13 protein-coding genes are annotated in these 16,906 nt (G+C 68.3%); 11 read left to right on the forward strand and 2 right to left on the reverse strand.

All coding sequences use genetic code 11. The features are described 5' to 3' along the window. Window positions 1-20: 20 nt before the first annotated feature. Complete coding sequence (locus ASF16_RS19090) at window positions 21-413, reverse strand: VOC family protein (protein WP_056171083.1); 393 nt, start codon at window positions 411-413, stop codon at window positions 21-23. A 356-nt stretch (window positions 414-769) separates the two neighbouring features. Between ASF16_RS19090 and ASF16_RS19095 the strand changes: the two genes are divergently transcribed. The 11 genes from ASF16_RS19095 (at window position 770) to ASF16_RS19145 (ending at window position 15,784) form a co-directional block, all read left to right on the forward strand. Continuing rightward, window positions 770-2,398, forward strand: a complete 1,629-nt coding sequence (locus ASF16_RS19095) for an ABC transporter substrate-binding protein (RefSeq protein ID WP_056171086.1) — start codon at window positions 770-772, stop codon at window positions 2,396-2,398. A gap of 380 nt (window positions 2,399-2,778) precedes the next feature. After that, window positions 2,779-3,753, forward strand: a complete 975-nt coding sequence (locus tag ASF16_RS19100; RefSeq protein WP_056171089.1) for an ABC transporter permease — start codon at window positions 2,779-2,781, stop codon at window positions 3,751-3,753. An 18-nt stretch (window positions 3,754-3,771) separates the two neighbouring features. Continuing rightward, entirely contained in the window at window positions 3,772-4,740 is a 969-nt protein-coding gene (locus ASF16_RS19105; RefSeq protein ID WP_082517036.1) for an ABC transporter permease, read from the forward strand. Window positions 4,741-4,742: 2 nt separating this feature from the next. Then, complete coding sequence (locus ASF16_RS19110; RefSeq protein ID WP_056171092.1) at window positions 4,743-5,741, forward strand: ABC transporter ATP-binding protein; 999 nt, start codon at window positions 4,743-4,745, stop codon at window positions 5,739-5,741. Then, complete coding sequence (locus ASF16_RS19115) at window positions 5,738-6,748, forward strand: ABC transporter ATP-binding protein (protein WP_056171096.1); 1,011 nt, start codon at window positions 5,738-5,740, stop codon at window positions 6,746-6,748. Before ASF16_RS19110 ends, ASF16_RS19115 begins: the two co-directional genes overlap by 4 nt. 58 nt (window positions 6,749-6,806) lie before the next feature. Continuing rightward, complete coding sequence (locus ASF16_RS19120) at window positions 6,807-7,739, forward strand: hydrolase (RefSeq protein WP_056171098.1); 933 nt, start codon at window positions 6,807-6,809, stop codon at window positions 7,737-7,739. Window positions 7,740-7,814: 75 nt separating this feature from the next. Further along, on the forward strand, window positions 7,815-8,942 hold the full coding sequence (locus ASF16_RS19125; RefSeq protein ID WP_056171102.1) for a M20 family metallopeptidase: 1,128 nt from the start codon (window positions 7,815-7,817) through the stop codon (window positions 8,940-8,942). Between the two features lie 41 nt (window positions 8,943-8,983). Next, complete coding sequence (locus ASF16_RS19130; RefSeq protein WP_056171105.1) at window positions 8,984-9,607, forward strand: flavin reductase family protein; 624 nt, start codon at window positions 8,984-8,986, stop codon at window positions 9,605-9,607. 139 nt (window positions 9,608-9,746) lie between these two features. After that, complete coding sequence (locus ASF16_RS19135) at window positions 9,747-10,877, forward strand: YhcG family protein (RefSeq protein WP_056171107.1); 1,131 nt, start codon at window positions 9,747-9,749, stop codon at window positions 10,875-10,877. Window positions 10,878-10,964: 87 nt separating this feature from the next. After that, entirely contained in the window at window positions 10,965-12,206 is a 1,242-nt protein-coding gene (gene sbcD / locus ASF16_RS19140; RefSeq protein WP_056171110.1) for an exonuclease subunit SbcD, read from the forward strand. Continuing rightward, window positions 12,203-15,784, forward strand: coding sequence for an AAA family ATPase (locus ASF16_RS19145; protein ID WP_056171113.1), 3,582 nt, complete (start codon window positions 12,203-12,205; stop codon window positions 15,782-15,784). Before sbcD ends, ASF16_RS19145 begins: the two co-directional genes overlap by 4 nt. 113 nt (window positions 15,785-15,897) lie before the next feature. On the opposite strand, the gene ASF16_RS19150 is transcribed toward ASF16_RS19145, so the two are convergent. Continuing rightward, window positions 15,898-16,818, reverse strand: a complete 921-nt coding sequence (locus tag ASF16_RS19150; protein ID WP_056171116.1) for a LysR family transcriptional regulator — start codon at window positions 16,816-16,818, stop codon at window positions 15,898-15,900. Window positions 16,819-16,906: the final 88 nt, after the last annotated feature.

Below are 16,906 nucleotides of genomic sequence, written 5' to 3' on the forward strand. Positions count from 1 at the left end.
AAGAAGAAGCAACGACGCCGTCAAGCCGCCGCAGGCTTGGGCGGGCGGTGCAGCGCGCACAGCTTGTTGCCGTCCGGGTCGCGCAGGTAGGCCAGGTACAGCGCGCCCGACGGGCCTTCGCGAAAGCCTGGCGGGTCTTCGCACGTCGTGCCGCCGTGGGCCACGCCCGCTGCGTGGAACGCGTCGGCCTGCTCGGGCGACTGCACCGCAAAGCCGATGGTGGCGCCATTGCCCTGCGTGGCGGGCTCGCCGTTGATGGGGGTGGAAATGGCGAAGGTGCCGTTGGGGCCGCGGTAGAAGTAGCGGTTCTTGTTGGCCACGCCGGGCGGCACACCGAGCGTGCCCAGCAGCGCGTCGTAAAACTTCTTGGACACTTCCAGGTCGTTCACGCCGACCATCACATGACTGAACATTGTTGTTGTCTCCGTTGGGCCCCTGCAGGGGCGGGTTGTGGGCAGGGGGATGTTACTGGCTCATCGGTGCGTGAGCCGGTCGCCAGCGTGCCACGTTGCGCGCATGCGGGACGCCCGGATGACCTCCACCGCCTGTCCCGCATGCACCACATGCTATTGAATACATAGCATTCCACCCAGGCAGCGCCATGTTGCCCACGCCCCGGCAGGCGACTGCGCGCACGCGCACTGCGGAATACCCGAGTGGGGTTCTGCCCATGGATGAACCGATAATATGCATACATAGCGAACGCGGGCCCCACGGCCGGTTCGCTGCGTGTGTTTCATCGAGTGGTTGATAAAAAAGGAATCCGAAAATGAATGTAGGCATCCGAAAGACCGTGTCCGCCCTGGCGGGTGGTGTGGCAGTGTCGGTGTGTGCGGTGGGCGTGGTGCACGCGCAGTCGCTCACCATCGCGTTGGCCGCAGAGCCGACGGCGGCCGACCCGCACTATCACAAGATGACGGCGAACGATGCCTTTTCGGCGCACGTGTACGACTCGCTCGTGGCGCGCAACGCCAAGATGGAGCTGGTGCCCTCGCTGGCCACGTCGTGGAAGAACCTGGACGACCTGACGTGGGAGTTCAAACTGCGCCCCGGGGTCAAGTTCTCCAACGGCAAGCCGTTCACGTCCAAGGACGTGCTGTTCACCATCTGCCGCACGCTGAACAACGAGACCAATGTCTCGGAGTCGTACACCGACACCACCAAGCGCATCACCGATGTGAAGACGCCCGATGACCTGACCGTCATCATCAAGACCGTGGCCCCGCTGCCGCTGCTGCCCGCTGAAATGGCGCGGTCGCTGCCCATCGTGTGGAGCGGCATTGCGCAAAGCGGCAAGCTCGCTTTCGCCCCCAAGACGGGCTGCGGCGTGACCGGTGCCTGGCCCACCGTGACCGACTTCAACACCGGCAAGACGGCCATCGGCACCGGCCCGTATTTGATGAAATCCTACGTCAAGGGCACCGGCATCCAGCTGGAGCGCAACGATGCCTACTGGGGCGAGAAGCCGCACTGGAAGACCGTGAGGATGGTGCCCGTGCCCAGCGCAGGCCCGCGCCTGACGGGCCTGCTGTCGGGCGACTACGACGTGATCGAAAACCCCGCCGCGCGCGACCTGACCCGTGTGAAGGACAACGCCAAGTTCGACTTCGTCGCCACGCCGTCGACGCGCCTCGTCTTCCTGCAGCCCGACATCGGCCGCAACCCCAGCCCGCAGGTGAAGGCCGCGGACGGCAAGAACCCGCTGCAGGATGTGCGCGTGCGCCGGGCCATGAACATGGCCATCGACCGCAAGGCCATCGTGCAGCGCATCATGGACGGCATGGCCACGCCCGCCTACCAGTACATGCCCGACGGCATGTTCGGCGCGCTGCCCCAGGCCCCCGAGATCAAGTTCGACCCCGAAGGCGCCAAGAAGCTGCTGGCCGAAGCCGGCTACCCCAATGGCTTCGAGCTGACGCTGTCGTCCACCAACGACCGCTACGTGAACGACGCCCAGGTGGCCCAGTCGGTGGCGCAGTACTTCACGCGCATCGGCATCAAGACCAACGTGGATGCGATGACGGCATCGATCTACTTCCCCAAGCGCGCCAAGCGCGAGTTCAGCCTGCCCATGGGCGGCTGGCCTGCGGAAACGGGCGAGGCATCGGCGTTGTTCCAGTTGTGGGTGGCATCGCTGGATGCGCCCAAGGGCCAGGGCACCAGCAACTACGGCGCCAACTACAACCCCGAGTTCGACAAGCTGTACCTGCCGGCTGCCGACCTGGTGGACCCCGCCAAGCGCAAGGCCGGCCTGGAAGCCGCGACCAAGTTCGCGCTCGACAACGTGGCGCTGATCCCGCTGCACTTTGAAAGCAGCATCTGGGCCTTCAAGAAGGGCCTGAGCTACGAAGGCCGCCGCGACCAGTACACGCTGGCCACCTCGGTCAAGCCCAAGTAAGCCGTCGCGGGTCAGTGAACGATACGGGGTGCGCCTAGGAGCCTGTCGGACTTGGAGCGTCGAAGCGAAAATTGGCCCCAGCGAGGACAGTTTTTGCCGGATTTGCAGCCTCATAGCCTGGCTATGCGGCAAAAAGACGGTAAAAAATGGACCGCTGCGGTCAATTTGCAGCCGACGATTTCCAAGTCCGACAGGCTCCTAGAGCACTCCGTATTTTTATTTTTCCTTCAGCGCCACGTCGCGCCCTCCTCGCGCAATGCCGCGCCCAGCCACGTCGTCACAGGCCAGCCATGCCCAAAGCCCCCTTCTTCACCCTGCCCAGCGGCAGGCGCAGTGCCACTGAGCCGAGGCTTCCATCCATTTCGCGAGGGGGTGCCTGAGTGCTCATCTTCATCCTGCGAAGGCTCATGCAGAGCCTTTTTGTCTTGCTGGCCGTGTCGCTGGTGGTGTTCTTTGCGGTGTATGCCGTGGGCGATCCCATCGAGCTGCTGGTCAACGCCGAGGCCAGCGAGGCCGACCGCCTGGCGATGATCAAGCGCCTGGGGCTCGACCTGCCCATCTGGCAGCAGTACACGAGCTTTCTGGTGCGCGCGCTGCAGGGCGACCTGGGCACCTCGTTCGTGCACGGCATCCCTGCCATCGAGCTGATCGTGCAGCGCATTCCGGCCACGCTGGAGCTGGTGCTGGTGGCGATCACGCTGACCATCGTGGTGGGTATTCCGCTGGGCCTGATCGCCGGCCTCAAGAACGACAAGCCCACCGGGCGCGGGCTGATGGCGGGCTCGGTGCTGGGCTTTTCGCTGCCCAGCTTCTGGCAGGGCATGGTGCTGATTTTGTGTTTTGCGGTGTGGCTGCAATGGCTGCCCGCCGCGGGGCGCGGCGACACGGTGGCGGTGTTCGGCGTGCCGCTGTCGCTGCTGACGGCCGACGGGTGGAAGCACGTGATGCTGCCGGCCGTGAACCTGGCGCTGGCCAACATCGCGCTGGTGCTGCGGCTCACGGCCACGGGCGTGGTGGACGCCAAGACGCAGGAATACGTGAAGTTCGCGCGCGCCAAGGGCCTTAAGCCCCGGCGCATCCTGACGCGCCACATCCTGCGCAACATCTTGATCCCGGTGGTCACCGTGATCGGCATGGAGTTCGGCACGCTGATCGCCTACTCCACCATCACCGAAACGGTGTTCGCCTGGCCCGGCATGGGCAAGCTGCTGATCGACAGCATCTACCAGCTGGACCGCCCGGTGGTCGTGGCCTATGTGCTGCTCGTGACCTTCATCTTCGTGATGATCAACATGCTGGTGGACATGCTGTATGCCGCGCTCGACCCGCGCGTGCAGCTGCAGGAATCGGAATAACCGCGGGCACCGACAACGATGACAATTCCAGAATCTCCCCCCACGCCGGTCGCGCCGATCAAGCCGAAGACGTCGATCACACCGAACACACCGGCCCCATCCGCCGCGACACCGCTGTCGGACACGCCGCGGCGCCGCGCCATCCTCAAACATCTGCGCAGCCGCCCGTCCGTCAAGGGCTCGGTGATCGCGCTCATCGTGCTGCTGCTGGTGGTCATGCTGGCGCCGTTCCTGGCGCCGCAGAACCCGTATGACCTGGCGGCCCTGGACCTGATGGACGGGCGCATGCCGCCGGGCTCCAAGAGCATGGACGGCCTGACCTACTGGCTGGGCACCGACAGCCAGGGGCGCGACATGCTCAGCGCCATCCTGTACGGCCTGCGCATCAGCCTGACCGTGGGCCTGGCCGCCGTGGCGCTGGCCACGGTGATCGGCAGCCTCGTCGGCCTGGTGGCCGCCTACATCGGCGGTTTTGTCGACACGGTGCTGATGCGCATCGTGGACTTCATCCTGGGCTTTCCGACCATCCTGGTGGCGCTGGTGCTGCTGGCCATGCTGGGCCGCGGGGTGGACAAGGTGGTGATCGCCATCGTGACCGTGCAGTGGGCGCACTACGCGCGCATCATGCGCAGCCGCGCGCTGCAGGAGCGCCGCAAGGAATACATCGAGGCGGCGCAGAACCTCGGGTTCCCGGCGTGGCGCATCATGCTGCGCCACCTGCTGCCCAACTGCCTGGGCCCGGTGATGGTGTTCGCCACCATCCAGATCGCCAATGCCATCGTGCTCGAAGCCACGCTGTCGTTCCTGGGCGTGGGCGTGCCCATCACCGAGCCGTCGCTCGGCCTGCTCATCGCCAACGGTTTTCAGTACCTGCTGTCGGGCGACTACTGGATCAGCATGTTCCCGGGCCTGGCGCTGCTGCTGTTGATCCTGACGATCAACGTGATCGCCGACCGCCTGCGCGCCGCGCTGGACCCGAGGGGTTGATGATGACCACGACGACGACAACGCCGTTGCTTGAAGTGCGTGGCCTGCACACCGTTTTCCATACCGAAGAAGGCGCCTGGCCTGCCGTGAGCGGTGTGGACCTGTCCATCCAGCCCGGCGAGATCGTGGGCCTGGTGGGTGAGTCCGGATCGGGTAAATCGGTCACCGGTTTTTCCATCTTCGGGCTGATCGACCCGCCGGGCGAGGTGATCGCCGGCGAAGTGCTGTTCCAGGGCCAGGACCTGCGCAGCCTGACCGAAGAGCAGATGCGCCGGTTGCGCGGCAACCGCATCGCGATGATCTTCCAGGACCCGCTGATGACGCTGAACCCGGTGCTGCGCATCGAGGAGCAGATGCTCGAAGCCATCCAGACGCACCACCCCGAGGTCTCGCGCGCGGCGGCCCTGCAGCGCTGCGTGCAGGCGCTGGAGATGGTGGGCATCCCCGCCCCCGCATCGCGCCTGCGCAACTTCCCGCACGAGTTCTCGGGCGGCATGCGCCAGCGCGTGGCGATTGCCATTGCGATGCTCAACCAGCCCGCGCTGATCATCTGCGACGAGCCGACCACGGCGCTGGACGTGACCATCCAGGGCCAGATCCTGTACCGCATGCAGGAGATCTGCCGCACGCACGGCACGGCGCTGGTCTGGATCACGCACGACCTGGGCGTGATCGCCGAGCTGGCCGACAAGGTGGCCGTGATGTACGCGGGCAAGATCGTGGAGTCCGGCCCGGTGGCGCAGGTGCTGGACGCCCCGGCGCACCCGTACACCCGCGGTCTGCTCGATTCGCTGCCCGGCGCCATCCAGCCCGGCGAGCGCCTGCGCCAGATCAGCGGCATGGCGCCCACGCTGAGCAACCGCCCCGCAGGCTGCGCCTTTGCACCGCGCTGCAGCCGGGCCCTGCCCCAGTGCGCCACCGCGGAGCCCGACCGCACGGTGGCCGGCGGCCGCACCTACCGCTGCTTTGCCCCCCTCGTTGCCCTGGACCCTGCCGCATGAGTACGACCCTGCCTCCCGTCATCGAGCTGCGCAACGTCCACAAGCGCTTTACCAAACACCAGGACCTGATAGGGCGCGCGCTGGAGCTGGCGCGCAAGCAGCCCGTGCCCCGCACCGTGCACGCCGTCAACGGCGTGAGCCTGTCCATCGCGCCCGGCGAGGTGCTGGGCCTGGTGGGCGAGTCGGGCTGCGGCAAATCCACCCTGGGCCGCGTGGTGGCCGGCCTGCACCACCAGACCGAGGGCGAGCTGCGGTACCAGGGCGCCGACGTGGCGGGCCTGAGCCGCGCCGACAAGCTGGCCTACACGCTGGGCGTGCAGATGGTGTTTCAGGACCCACAGGCCTCGCTCAACCCCCGCCAGCGCCTGCACCAGATCCTGGGCGAGGCGCTGCAGGTGCACAAGCTCGCGCCCGCAGCCGAGATCCCCGCGCGCATCGACCAAGCGCTGGCCGAGGTGGGCCTGGCCGCCGAGTACCGCGACCGGCTGCCGCACCAGCTCTCGGGCGGGCAGCGCCAGCGCGTGGGCATTGCCCGGGCGCTGATGGTGTCGCCGAAGTTTCTGGTGTGCGATGAACCGGTGGCAGCGCTGGATGTGTCCATCCAGGCGCAGGTGATCAACCTGTTCATGGACCTGCGCGCGCAGCACGGCCTGACCTACCTGTTCATCAGCCATGACCTGGGCGTGGTGCGGCATATCTCGGACCGCGTGGCCATCATGTACCTGGGCAAGATCGTGGAGATGTCGACCACGGCCGAGATCTTTGCGCGCGCCAACCACCCCTACACGCAGGCGCTGATGGCCGAGGTGCCGGACCTCGCGCGGCGCAAGCGCGTGTTCGTGCCGATAAAGGGCGAAATCCCCTCGCCGCTGAACCCGCCATCGGGCTGCACCTTTCACCCCCGCTGCCCCCACGCCATGCCGCGCTGCCGCGAAGAAGTGCCGCCGCTGGAAGCCATTGCACCCGGTCACTGGTCGGCCTGCCACCTGAACCACACGGCCCCTTGAACCCGCCTGACCGCGCCTGACCCCACCTGATCCACCCGACCCAGCTGACCCACCTGACATGCCCCACGAACCACGCCTTCAAACCCTGCGCGACGCCGTGCTGCGCGTGGGCCGCCACGCGGTCGAATACGGCAACGGCGTTGCGACCGGTACACCCGATGCGCGCACCATCACCCTCCACACCTACCGGCCCGCGCACGCCACCGCCCAGAGCCCCGTCGTGCTGGTGCAGCACGGCGTGATGCGCAACGGCGACGACTACCGCGACTTCTGGATTCCCGCCGCCGAGGAGCACGGCCTGGTCATCATCGCGCCCACGTTCTCCGACGCGCAGTGGCCCGACGTGGTGAGCTACAACAACGGCAACCTGCTGGCCACCACCGACCGCGCCGCGCTGGCCGACACCGCCCCCACCACGGCGCCCGAGGCCTGGTCGTACACCGTGGTCACCCGGCTGGTGGACGACCTGAAAGCCGCCGGGGTGCTGGCGGACCAGCCGCTCTACCTGTTCGGCCACTCGGCGGGCGGGCAGTTCGTGCACCGCCTGCTGAGCGTGCTGACCCCTGGCGTGTTCACCCAGGTCGCCGCGGGCAACCCGGGGTGGTACACGCTGCCGCTGCTCGACCTGCCCTTCCCCGAAGGGCTGAGCGGCACCCCGGCCGATGCCGACAGCCTGGCCCGCTTGTTCGCTGCCCCGCTCACGATCCTGGCGGGCGACCAGGACACCGAGACCCACGACCCGCACCTGCCGTCCGAGCCCGCCGCGCTGCGCCAGGGCCCGCACCGCTATGCGCGCGCGCTCAACTACTTCGCAACGGCCCAGGCCGAGGCGGCGCGCCGGGGCCTGCCGTTCGCGTGGCAACTGCACACCGTCGCAGGCATCGGCCACGACGGCGAAGCCATGTCGGCCGTGTGCGCGCACCTGTGGTTTCACCACCGCCTGCCCGACGCTGCGCAGCTGGCCGCGCTGGCGGGCCGGCACACGGCCTGACCGCGTCCGACCCGAAGCCGAACGCCAACGCGTCGCCCATCGCCCATCGCCACACCCTTTTTCGGAGCCGCCCCCATGACCTCACCCACCACCCAGTCCCTCGTCGATGGCATCACCGCGTGGATGCAATGCGAGTCCCCCACCAGCAGCCCCGAAGGCCTGGCGCGCATGGTCGCGGTCATGCAGGGCTATGCAGCAAGCGCCGGCCTGCAAGCCGCGGTCACGCCGCTGGGCGCTGCGGTGGGGCCGCTGCTGCACATCAGCAACCGGGCTGCGGGCGACGCACGACCGGGCCTCTTGATCCTGGGCCACTCGGACACCGTGCACCCCATCGGCACGCTCCAGGACAACCCCTGCCGCATCGAGGGCGACCGCTTCTATGGCCCCGGCGGCTATGACATGAAGGCCGGCATCTACCTGGCGCTGACCGCGCTGCGCGACCTGGCCGCCGCAGGCGCCACCGCGTTGCCGGTGGACTTTGTGGTGGTGCCCGACGAAGAGACCGGCAGCCACGCCTCGCGCGCACACATCGAGGCCTTTGCACGCAACGCGCGCTACACCCTGGTGTGCGAGCCCGCCCGCGCCAACGGCGGCAAGTGCGTGACGGCGCGCAAGGGCACCGGCATGCTGCGCCTGGGCGTGAAGGGCCGCGCCGCGCATGCCGGCGTGCAGCACGAGAAGGGCCGCAGCGCCATCCGCGAAATGGCGCACCAGATCCTGGCGCTGGAGGCCATGACCGACTACGCGCGCGGCGTCACCGTCAGCGTGGGCACCATCGAAGGCGGCACCGCCACCAACACCGTGCCCGACCGCTGCCGCTGCGTGGTGGACTTTCGCCTGCCCGACCTGCAGGCGGCGGACGAGCTGGTGGACAAGATGCAGGCGCTGCGCCCGGTGGGTGCCGACATGGAACTCGATATCGACGTCGAGGTGAACCGCCCGCCCATGGTCAAGAGCGAAGCCGTGCAGGCCCTGCTGGCCCGTGCGCAGGACTCGGCCCGCCACGCGGGCTTCACGCTGGAAGACGCCCCCATGACGGGCGGCGGCAGCGACGCCAACTTCACCTCGGCCCTGGGTGTGCCCACGCTCGATGGCCTGGGCGCCGATGGCGACGGCGCGCACACGCTGCACGAGCACATCCTGGTGTCCACGCTGGAAGCACGCTTGAACTTCTGGCGCCATCTGCTGGCGCATCTGGCGTAGGCTTCGGGGGAAGACCTCCACCACCGTCCAGCACAGCCCGCATGTCCACCACCACCTCCACCATCGCCACCGCTGCCCCCGAGCACTTCACCCCCGTCCCGCTCGACAAGGCCTACCGCCTGCTCAACCACGGCCCCACCGTGCTGGTGTCGGCCGCGCACGCCGGCCAGCACAACGTGATGGCCGCAGCCTGGGCCTGTGCGCTGGACTTTGCGCCGCCCAAGGTGACGCTGGTGCTGGACAAGGCCACGCGCACCCGCGAGCTGGTGGAGGCCAGCGGCGAGTTCGCGCTGCAGCTGCCCACCGTGCCCATGGCGGCGATGACCGTGGCCATCGGCACCGACAGCGCCAAGACCCACCCGGACAAGCTGCAGCAGCACGGCGTGCCGCTGTTCCACGCCCCCAGCCACGCCAGCACCCACATCAGTACCCACATCCCGCTGGTGCACGGCTGCGCCGCCTGGCTGCTGTGCCGCGTCATCCCCGAGCCCCACAACCAGCAGACCTACGACCTCTTCATCGGCGAAGTGGTGGCCGCGTGGGCGGACGAGCGCGTGTTCCGCCACGGGCACTGGGAGTTCGACACCGCGCCCGATGCGCTGCGCACGCTGCACTACGTGGCGGGTGGGCAGTTCTATGCGACGGGGACGTCGGTCAGGGTGTGAGCGGTGGTGATGGTGCGCGGGTGATGCACAGGTGATGCGCATGGGCCTGGAGCGCGCGGAGCAGATGAGGCTGGCCGCGCAAAACACTGTGCAAAAATACAGTCATCTGCGCATTTCACCCCCCGCCTGAGGACCCGCCATGACGAAGACGCCCCGCGCTGCTTCCGCCCTGACCGACCCCGAGTCGGCGCTGTTTGCCAGCATCCGCACGCTGATCGAGTCGGCCCGCAGCACGGTGGCCCGCGGCGTCGACCTGGTGCAGGTGCACACCCACTTCGAGATCGGGCGGCACATTGTCGAGTTCGAGCAGCAGGGGGAGCAGCGGGCGGGCTATGGAAATGCCTTGCTCAGTCTCTTGTCCGAGCGGCTGACCGCAGAGTTCGGCAAGGGCTTCGGGCGCAGCAATATCGCCTATTGCCGCAGCTTCTACCTGGCGTACCGGGAGCGCGTGCTGATTGTCCAGACAGCGTCTGGACAATCATCGCTGGCGCTTGGCACCGCGCCGTTTCAGATCGGCCAGACAGCGTCTGGACAATCTGAGCGCCCCTTCACCCTCAGCTGGTCCCACTACGTCTTCCTGCTGGGCATCAAGCATGCCGAGGAACGCAGCTTCTACGAAATCGAGTCCACCCAGCAGCAATGGACCTTGCGGGACCTCAAGCGCCAGTTTCAGAGCGGGCTCTACGAGCGCCTGGCCCTGAGCCGCGACCAGGACGGCATTCGCCAGCTGGCGCACCAGGGGCACACCGTCAGCCGCGCCAGCGACCTGCTCAAGGAACCGCTGGTGCTGGAGTTTCTGGGGCTGTCCGAGCAGGCCCGGTTTTCCGAATCGGACCTGGAGGCAGCCATCATCAGCCAGATCGAGCGCTTCCTGCTGGAGCTGGGCAAGGGCTTTCTGTTCGAGGCGCGCCAAAAGCGTTTCACCTTCGACGACGAGCATTTCTTCGTGGACCTGGTGTTCTACAACCGCCTGCTGCACTGCTACGTACTCATCGACCTGAAGCTGGGCAAGCTCACGCACCAGGACCTGGGCCAGATGCAGATGTACGTCAACTACTTCGACCGCCACGTCAAGACCGACACCGAAGCGGCCACGGTGGGCATCGTGCTGTGCAAGAAGAAGCACGAGGCGCTGGTCGAGATCACCCTGCCCCAGGGCGCCAACATCCACGCCAGGGAGTACCAGCTGTACCTGCCCAGCAAGGAAGAGCTGCAGCAAAAGCTGGCGGAATGGGCGGATATTGAGACGAAACAAGCCCCTGCCGCTTGATCAGCAAGCGCCAGCAGCTATCAAAAGCATAGTATTCGGCCTATTCGGCTCGTACAGTTCATTCAGCCCATTCCACCCACCCATCCCATGCGCATCCTCCACACCTCCGACTGGCACCTGGGCCAGCATTTCATGGGCAAGAGCCGTCAGGCCGAACACCAGGCGCTGATCGACTGGCTGCTGGTCCAGGTCGATGCGCATGCGGTGGATGCGGTGCTGATCGCGGGCGACATCTTCGACACCGGCGCCCCGCCCAGCTACGCGCGCGAGCTGTACAGCCACCTGGTGGTGAGCCTGCACCGCCAGGGCGTGGCGCTGTTGCTGCTGGGCGGCAACCACGACTCGGTCGCCACGCTGGGCGAAAGCCGCGCGCTGCTGGCGGTGCTGAACACCACGGTGGTGGCGGCCGTCAGCGACCCGGCCGACCACGTGGTGGTGCTGCCCCGGCGCGGCGGTGATGGCAGCCACGAGCCGGGGTGCATCGTCTGCGCCGTGCCGTTCATCCGCCCGCGCGATGTGTGGCAAAGCAAGGCCGGGCAGAGCGCTGAGGACAAGCAGCAGTCCCTTCAGGCAGCCATCCAGGCGTACTACCAGGGCGTGCACGACGCGGGCCTGGCCCTGCAGGCGCAGCTGCAGCAGACGCTGGGCCGGCGCGTGCCCCTCATCGCCACCGGCCACCTCACCACCGTGGGCGCCAGCAGCAACGAGTCGGTGCGCGAGATCTACGTGGGCTCGCTCGACGCCTTTCCCACCGCCGCATTTCCGCCGGTGGACTACATCGCGCTGGGGCACATCCACAAGCCGCAGAAGGTGGGCGGCCTCGCGCACATCCGCTACTGCGGATCGCCCATTCCGCTGGGCTTTGACGAGGCGCGGCAGCACAAGGAAGTGCTGCTGGTGGACCTGGATGCCACCGGCCTTGCAGGCGTCACGCCGCTGCCCGTGCCGCGGTTTCAGGCGCTGGTGTCCGTGAGCGGCAACCTCGCCGCCTTGCCCGCGGCCATCGCCGCCGCCGCATCGGAAGGCACGGCCGACAAGCCGGCCTGGCTGGAAGTCACCGTGGCCGAAGACGACTACCTGCAAGACCTGCCCGAGCGCATCAACACCATGACGCAGGGCCTGCCGGTGGAAGTGCTGCGCGTGCGCCGCCAGCGCGCCAGCGCCACCGCCACGCTGTTCTCCGAGGCGCTGGAAACCCTGGACGAACTGAGCCCGGGCGACGTGTTTGCACGGCGGCTGTCGCAGGAAGACCTGTCGCCCGACCTGCGGCAGGCCCTGAACCAGCGGTACACCGACGTGGTCCGCAGCATCACCGAAGGCGCGGCATGAAGATCCTGAAGCTGCGCCTCAAGAACCTCAATTCGCTCAAGGGCGAATGGGCCATCGACTTCACCCAGCCGCCGTTCACCGAGAACAGCCTGTTCGCCATCACCGGCCCCATGGGCGCGGGCAAGTCCACGCTGCTCGACGCGATCTGCCTGGCGCTGTACCACCAGACGCCGCGGTTGCCCAGCGTCTCGAAGTCGTCCAACGACCTCATGACGCGCCACACCGCCGACTGCCTGGCCGAGGTGGAGTTCGAGGTGAAGGGCACCGTGTACCGCGCCTTCTGGAGCCAGCGCCGCGCCCGCGACAAGGTGGACGGTGCGCTGCAAGACCCCAAGGTCGAGCTGGCCCAGGTCGACCCCGCCACCGGCCTGGGCACCGTGCTGTGCAGCCAGAGCAACGACAAGCTGCGGCGCGTGGCCGACATCACCGGGCTGGACTTTGACCGCTTCACCCGGTCCATGCTGCTGGCGCAGGGCCAGTTCGCGGCCTTCCTGAACGCCAGCGCCAACGACCGCGCCGAGTTGCTCGAAGAGCTGACGGGCACCGAGATCTATGGCGACATCTCGCGCCGCGTGTTCGAACAGGCGCGTGACGCCCGCGAGCAGTTGACCCAGCTCAAGGCCCGCGCCGACGGCGTGGAGCTGCTGCCCGCAGAGCGCAGCGCCACCATGCAGACCGAGCTGCAGGAGTGGACCCAGGCGCTGGCCGATGTGCAGCACGCCCACGCCGCCACCAGCACGCAGCGCCAGTGGCACATCGACGTGGACCACAGCGCGCAGGCCGTGCTGGCCGCCACCACCGGCCAGCAGCAGGCCGCTGCCGCACTGCAGGCCGCCGCCCCCGACCTGCAACGCCTGGCCGACAGCGAGCCCGCCCAGGCCCTGCGCGCACCGCACGCGGCGTGGCAGCAGGCCCAGGCCGCCTGCGAAGCCAGCGACACCCTGCTGGCCGACCTGCAGGCGCAGCACCAGCGCGAGTCCGCACAACACGCCCAGCACCACCACGCCGCCGCCGTGCTGGCCCGCCGCGTGGCCCACGCCGCACAGGCCGAGCTGGCGCAGGCCCAGGCCGCGCAACAGCGCCACACCGACTACTGCACCACCCACGCCCAGCACGCCCACCTCGGCGAGCGCCTGGGCGAATGGCGCCAGCAGCTATTGCAACGGCAGCACCTGCAGGGCAAGCTGGCCGAGCACCACACGGCGCTGCAGGCGCTGCAGGCAGACATCGCCCAGCGCAGCGACCAGGTCACTGCCCAGAGCGCGCGCGTGGACGCCGCCATGCAAGACCAGGCCACCGCCACCGCCGCACTGCGCACCGCCCAGGCAGAGCAGCAGCAACAGCTGGGCGGTCACACCATCGCCACCCTGCGCGAACGCTGGCAACACGCACAGGGCCGCGTGGCCGCCTGGCGCCACGCTGTGCAACTGGGCGAGCAGCGCCGCGAGCTGGCAGAGCAGCATGCCGCACTGGGCACGGAAGTGCAGCGCCTGGAAGCCGCGGCCGCCAGCCAGGACGCCGCCCGCCTGGCACTGCGCGCGCAGTACAACGGCCTGAAAGAACAGGTGGCCGACAAGCGCCAGCTGCTGGAGCAAGAGCGCCGCATCCAGAGCTTGGACCAGCACCGCCACACCCTGCAGCCCGGCGAGCCCTGCCCGCTGTGCGGCGCCACGGCGCACCCCGCCATCGACGCCTACCAGGCGCTGGACGTGTCGGCCACCGAGGCCGCGCTGCAGCACAAACAGGCCGAGCTGGAGGCGCTGACCGCCCAAGGCCAGGCCGTGGCAGAGTCGCTGGCCACCAGCAAAACCCGGCTGGCCGAGCGCATGGAGCAGCAACAAAAAACCACCCAACGCATCGGCCAGTGGGATGCAGAGTGGGCAGCCTGCATCGCCCCCCTGAACGCGCCGCACGTGCAGAGCGAACAGAACGGGCTGAACGCAGCGGACCCCTCCGAAGCGCCGAACGCGCTCAACAGGTCGAGCGCTCTGCACACCGAAGACTGGCAACATACCGACCAACTCGCGGCCGGGCACACAGCCGCCCAGGCCGCTCAAGCACGCCTGGCCGACGCCCTGCACAACGCAGAGGCCGCGGAGCAGCGCGTGCAGCAAGCCCAGGCCGCTGCCAGCCAGTGCGACCAGAGCCTGCAAGCCGCCACGCACCAACTGGCCCTGCAGCAGCAAGCCGTGCACGAAGCGCACGCGCGGCAAGCCACGCTGGCAGACACCATCAGCACCGCCCAGGCCGAATGCACCGCGCTGGACACCCGCCTGCGCGCCGCCGTGCAAGCCGCCGGCTACGACCTGCCCGCCGACCACGCGCCCTGGCTGCAAGCGCGCGATGCCGAATGGCAACGCTGGCGCCACACCCAGGCCGAGCTGCAGACGCTGGCCCAGAGCATCACGCGCCTGCAAGCCCAATGCGACGCTGCACAGGCGCAGGCTGAACTGTGGTCGCAACGCTGGGCTGCGCTGCAAGCCACTTCCGCTGGCGGTGCAGACCAGCCCGCCGACGCGAACCTGCAGCTACCCCTGTCGGCAACCCTGGACGACGACGGGGCCCACGATGGCACGGCCGATGCCGCCACAGCCTTGCAAGCCAGCGTGGCCGAGATCGAACGCCTGCAGCGCACCCTGGCGGCTTTGGAAGGCCGCCAAGCCCAGGCACAAACCACCCGCACCCAACAAGCCACGGCCCTGGAGGCCGCGGCCCACGCATGGCACGCCGCGCTGCAGGCCAGCCCCTTCGCCGACTTGGGCCGGTTCGAAGCCGCCCTGCTGCCCGAGCCCGAGCGCCAGCGCCTGGCCGCCCAGCGCGACGCCCTGCTGGCCGCGCAGCAACGCACCGACGCCCTGCTGCAGGCCGCGCACGCCCGCCATGCCGAGCTGCAGGCCCAGGCGCTCACACGCCAGTCACTGGACGAGCTGACCACCCGCCTGGCCGAGCTGGAAGCGCAGCGCAGCGCCGTCAGCGAACAGATCGGCGCCCACCGCGCCCTGCTGACGCGCGACGACCAGCTGCGCACCACCCAACAAACCCTGTTCGCGCAGATCAGCCAGCAGACCGCGAACAGCGATGTGTGGCAGCGGCTGGACGCGCTGATCGGCTCCTCCAAAGGCGACAAGTTCCGCAAGTTCGCCCAGGGCCTCACGCTGGACCACCTGCTGCAGTTGGCCAACAAACACCTGGCCCGCCTGCACGGCCGCTATCTGCTGCGCCGCAAATCCACCGGCGAGCTGGAGCTGGAGATCGTGGACGCCTGGCAAGGCGACGTGGCACGCGACACGCGCACCCTGTCCGGCGGCGAAGGCTTTCTGGTCAGCCTGGCGCTGGCGCTGGCGCTGTCGGACCTGGTGAGCAACAAGACGTCGATCGACTCGCTGTTTCTGGACGAAGGTTTCGGATCGCTGGACGGCGACACGCTGGAGGTGGCGCTCACGGCGCTGGATTCGCTCAACGCCAGCGGCAAGATGATCGGCATCATCAGCCACGTGGAGGCGCTGAAGGAGCGGATACCGGCGCAGATCCGGGTGGTGAAGGGCGGGGGCGTGGGGTACTCGCGGCTGGTGGTGTAGGGCGCTCGCCGGCAACATCCGCTCGGGTTGGGACTGTCGATGCCTGGCGCGGCGCTTCGACTGGCTCAGCGTGAACGGTTCCAGTGGATGCCTGCCGCAGGACTCCTGCCGCATCAGCCGCAGGTCTGTGGCGGCAGCTCCTGCACCGCGCCCATCTTGTCGATGACCAGATCCATGAACGCCGACACGGCCAACGGCAGGTAGCGCCTGCTGGGGTAGACCATGTGCACGCCGTGGCCCACCTGGTGATAACCGGGCAGCACGGGCACTAGCAGGCCCGCGCGCAGGTCGCGTTGCGTCAGCGTGGAGGGCAGCAGCGCAATCCCCAAGCCCGCCAGCGCGGCCTTGCGCAGGGCCTGCGCCGTGTTGCCGCTGAAGCGGCCGGACACCTGCACCTCGGCCGGCGCGCCATCCGGCCCCGTCACGCGCCAGGTGGCCTTGCCGCTGGGGTGGCCGAACACCAGGCAGTCGTGGGCTGCCAGGTCTTGCAGCGTGGCCGGCACGCCCTGGCGGGCCACGTAGGGGGGGCTGGCCACCAGGCCGTCGGTGCCCGCGTCCAGCACCTTGCGGGCAAACAGGCCCGAGTCCTCCAGGATGCCGCCACGAAACGCCACGTCGATCCGGTCTGCAATCAGGTCGGCGCGCCCGTCGCTCAGCACAAAGTCCACCCGCACCTTGGGGTGCGCCACCAGGAACTCGGTCAGCCACTCCATCGCAAAGAAATCGAAGAAGTCTGCCGGGGCTGCCACCCGCACCAGGCCGCTGGGCTCCTGGTTCACTGCCAGCAGTTCCTCGCCCGCATCCATCAGGCCCTCCACCGCGCCGCTGCAGCGCTCCAGAAACACCTGGCCCGCGCTGGTGAGCGTGAGATGGCGGGTCGAGCGCTGCATCAGCCGGGTGCCCAGGTGCGCCTCGAGCTGCTGCACCCGGCGGCTCAGGGTATTGGGCGGCACGCCCAGGCGGCGCGAGGCCTCGGCAAAGCTGCCGCAGCGCACCACCTGCACAAAGACCGCAACATCGTTCAGATCCAGCATGGCGGCGCTCGCTCGCTCTTTCATCGGCTCATTCATTCGATTTATGGACGAGTGCAATCATATTGCGCTACCTAGTCAATCAATCGAT

Source organism: Acidovorax sp. Leaf78 (genome assembly GCF_001422735.1).
Classification (GTDB): Bacteria; Pseudomonadota; Gammaproteobacteria; order Burkholderiales; family Burkholderiaceae_C; genus Acidovorax.